Source organism: Metabacillus niabensis, assembly GCF_902829255.1.
Lineage (GTDB): Bacteria > Bacillota > Bacilli > Bacillales > Bacillaceae > Metabacillus > Metabacillus niabensis.
Genome location: NZ_CADEPK010000310.1, coordinates 1 through 3,796 on the forward strand (window position 1 = coordinate 1; position 3,796 = coordinate 3,796).

General features: G+C 35.4%; 4 protein-coding genes. 1 reads left to right on the forward strand and 3 read right to left on the reverse strand.

The features are described 5' to 3' along the window. The coding region (locus HU235_RS17910; RefSeq protein WP_233452267.1) for a GyrI-like domain-containing protein at positions 1 to 646 on the forward strand (646 nt) is incomplete at its 5' end. 473 nt (positions 647 to 1,119) lie between these two features. On the opposite strand, the gene kduI is transcribed toward HU235_RS17910, so the two are convergent. The 3 genes from kduI to HU235_RS17925 form a co-directional block, all read right to left on the reverse strand. Further along, positions 1,120 to 1,950: a 5-dehydro-4-deoxy-D-glucuronate isomerase gene (gene kduI / locus HU235_RS17915; protein WP_095298706.1), complete on the reverse strand. Its 831-nt coding sequence runs from the start codon at positions 1,948 to 1,950 to the stop codon at positions 1,120 to 1,122. Positions 1,951 to 2,163: 213 nt separating this feature from the next. Beyond that, positions 2,164 to 2,919, reverse strand: coding sequence for a 2-dehydro-3-deoxy-D-gluconate 5-dehydrogenase KduD (gene kduD, locus HU235_RS17920; RefSeq protein WP_095298704.1), 756 nt, complete (start codon positions 2,917 to 2,919; stop codon positions 2,164 to 2,166). 140 nt (positions 2,920 to 3,059) lie between these two features. Beyond that, the coding region (locus tag HU235_RS17925) for a DeoR/GlpR family DNA-binding transcription regulator (protein ID WP_325100943.1) at positions 3,060 to 3,796 on the reverse strand (737 nt) is incomplete at its 5' end.

Below are 3,796 nucleotides of genomic sequence, written 5' to 3' on the forward strand. Positions count from 1 at the left end.
GGAAAGACACCAACTGAATATCGACAATTATTTCTGCAAAAATTATAATTTTTTAATTACAGCAATGTTATTAAAAGCTCTTTTAGAGAAGGAGTATATTGTAAAATGGAGAATTAGCAAGGTAATAAGAAATTTCATGAAAAAGGAGTCATTGAAAATGAAGCTAAACTATGAAATTGTTACATTACCAGGATATCGTGGTGTTGGCTTAAAATGGGACGGTTCTTACTCTGAGGCTCATACATTAAAGGATATGATTTCGACAATGAACGAAAGAGTAATAGAGTTTGAACACCTCATCGATCCAGAGACATTGCTAGGCTTGTCTTATCATCTAAGACAAGATGGCTTCACTCATTATTCCGTCTATGAGGTGGGAGAGGAACAACGTATCCTTGAAGGAATGGTTGAAATTTATGTACCTGAAATGACCTATTTTCTGACTCACCATAAAGCAGGTGAAAACATCGCCCAAACATACCATTCGATTTCTAAATGGCTAAAAGAAAGCGAGTATGAACCATTTCTAGATTCCGAACAAAAATACTATGATCCGTTGCCAATCAAGCATGAACGCTATCCAATAGGTCGTGACCTTAAAGACCCGCATTTTGATATTCTTATTCCAGTTGTAAAAAAGAAGTAGTAGATATCTCATATTCCTCATTCACAAAGAATTACGGATATGAGATTCTATCTTTATCGTTTTCATAAGTTTGATAGTTCCTTAATTAATTTGGGTGAAATCTTAATAAAAGAGGTCGAATTTTCGATGGAAAAATTAGTGTTCTTCTTTCTATCAATTTTATATTTTGTTATTTTTTTCGCATTACTAAAATATGTTTATAATGCTTTTGTACCATTTAACAGCTTGACAGACATTTTAGCTGTTTTTTCACTATTATCGTCATTATCCCCGCATAAGTCTTTTCAGCAAATAAAACTATCGATGTAGTTAGGACTTTTAAACTAGAATAAATTATTCCAAAGATACACAGCTTATTTAAAGTTTTTTGTTAGTAGAAATATTGGATTTGACATACCAACAAAGTTTTATTTTAAAACTGCAAAATAAAAAAGTGTTCTCATCCAATAAGGACAAGAACACTAAAAATCTTATTATTTCAATTCATCCATCTTCACTTGATCCATATCTGTAAATGTATAGTTTTCACCAGCCATTGCCCAAATGAATGTATAATTGCTTGTTCCTACACCCGAATGGATAGACCAAGGTGGTGATAAAACAGCCTGTTCATTTTTCACAACAATATGACGTGTTTCATCCGGCTGACCCATAAAGTGGAATACTCTAGCATCTTCATCCATATCGAAGTATAAATAGATTTCCATTCGACGGTCATGTAAATGCGCAGGCATCGTGTTCCACATATTGTTTGGCTCTAGCAACGTCATTCCCATCATTAATTGACAGCTTTGAATTCCATCAGCATGGATATATTTATAAATCGTTCGTTTGTTTGATTCACTGTCAGATCCTAAGCGATTTGGCTCTGCATCATCGATTGGAGCTTTCTTCGTCGGATATTGCTTATGCGCTGGTGTTGATACAATATAAAATTTTGCCGGATCAGAAGCATTGCTGCTTTCGAATAAAACTTCTTTATTTCCTAAACCAACATATAGGCAATCTCTTTTATTTAAAGTATAAGCTTCACCATCAACTAACACTGTACCCTCTGCACCGATATTAATAATTCCTACTTCACGTCTTTCTAAGAAGTATTCTGTTTTTAACGTTTCCTTGTCTTCAAGCTTAAGCGCTTCTGTTGTAGGAATTGCTCCACCAGCGACAACGCGATCATAGTGTGAATACGTTAAATTAATTTCTCCTTTTACAAATAAAGAATCAATTAAAAAGTCACTTCTTAATCTTTCCGTTTTATACTCTTTAAAATCTGTCGGATTCGTTGTGTGTCTAATTTCCATTCTTCATTTCCCCTTTCTAATTTAAAGCGCAAGCGCCTTGCTTATCCCCGATATACATAAGAAAATTATCACATAAAAGTATATTTTGCTTTACCGTAAAAATTGTTAGAGCTAGATAGTATCCATTTACAACTTAATAAATTTTGCAACATATCAAGCACCTTGCTAAGTAGAAATCTCAAGCATCATACCTATTTTTAAACATGCAAATGATTAAGAGCTCATCCAACCGCCATCAACACATAAAATGTGGCCATTGACATAATTAGAAGCATTTGAAGCTAAAAACACGACTGCTCCCTTTAGGTCATCTGGTGTACCCCAGCGGCCTTGTGGAATTCTTGAAGTGATATATTCATTGCGCTCTGTATTTGAACGGAGCTGTGCAGTATTATCCGTTTCCATATATCCTGGAGCGATAGCGTTTACATTTATTCCTCTACTTGCCCACTCATTTGCAAGTGATTTCGTTAATCCTGCAACAGCATGCTTGCTCGCTGTATATGCTGGTACTCTAAGTCCACCTTGGAATGAAAGCATTGAGGCTACATTAATAATTTTCCCTGATCCGTTTTCAAGCATATGTCTGCCAGCCTCACGGGATAATTGAAAAACTGCATGCTGATTTACTTTAATGACTTCAAACCAATCATCATCAGTAAAGTTTTCCGCATTTTCTCGGCGGATAATTCCTGCATTGTTTACTAAAATATCAATCTTGTTAGTTAATGTTAAAGCTTCTGAAACTAGCTTTTCAGCTGCCTTATCCTCTGATAAATCAATTTTCACATCATGAAAAGTACCACCAATTGCTTCAATTTTGCTTCGTGTTTCAGACATGTCACTCATTCCGGCACCAATGACTGTTGCTCCTGCCTCAGCTAAACCAACGGCCATACCTTGTCCTAAACCTCTGCTTGCCCCTGTTAATAATGCTACCTTTCCCTTTAATGAAAAAAGAGATTCCATTCCCATGCCACCTCCAACATCGTTTCATAATGTTTGTTTATGTTCATTATGGTTTGATTATATCACAAATAAAAAAGATGACAACGGGAAAATGTTCGTTTGTCATCTTTTTTAATAAAATATTCCATTTATTCATCAAATTATACTGTAGCAATATGCAATGTTACTTGCTTCCCTTCCAAAGCAGCCAAAACGTCAGAACTTATTCCTGAATCAGTAACAATTTCATCAACCTCTTCGATTTGGGCAAAATTAATGAGTGCAACCTTTTCAAATTTTGTTGAGTCTGCTAGCAGTGTTACTTGATCTGCACAGCTTATAATTTGCTTTTTCCAATCAGCATGAATACTGTTAATTACGGTTAATCCGTGGTCTAACGAAATGCCTGTTGTACCAAAAAACAATCGATTCACCCTAATTCTTTGTAGCATTTCAGTAGCTTGTGCGCCCATTAATGATGAAGAATTATCAATTCTCGTTCCACCTAATACCATTAATTGAATCATTGGCTTCTTCAGAAGAACATGAGCAATTTTAATATCATTCGTAATCACAGTTATCGGGAAATCTCCGAGTAATTCTGCAATTGCACTCGTTGTACTTCCTCCATCCATGAGAATCGTTTCATTTGGCTTGATAAGCTTAACAGCTTCCTTTGCAATCGCAAGCTTAACATCACTATAACCAGATTGACGCTCAGCAATCGGCAGCATTCTACCTTCTCCATCAGCAACAACCGCTCCACCGTGGATCCTTTTTAAAAATCCACGTTGCTCTAATAATTCAAGATCACCGCGAATCGTTTTTTCCGTTACTTCTAATAGCTTACTTAACTCAGATACTTTTATAATTTTACTTTTATCTAATTGTTCCAATA

Bases quoted from the DNA above. Each gene is read 5' to 3' on its own strand.
- kduD (WP_095298704.1), bottom strand. From the start codon at position 2,919: ATGGAATCTCTTTTTTCATTAAAGGGAAAGGTAGCATTATTAACAGGG.
- kduI (WP_095298706.1), bottom strand. From the start codon at position 1,950: ATGGAAATTAGACACACAACGAATCCGACAGATTTTAAAGAGTATAAA.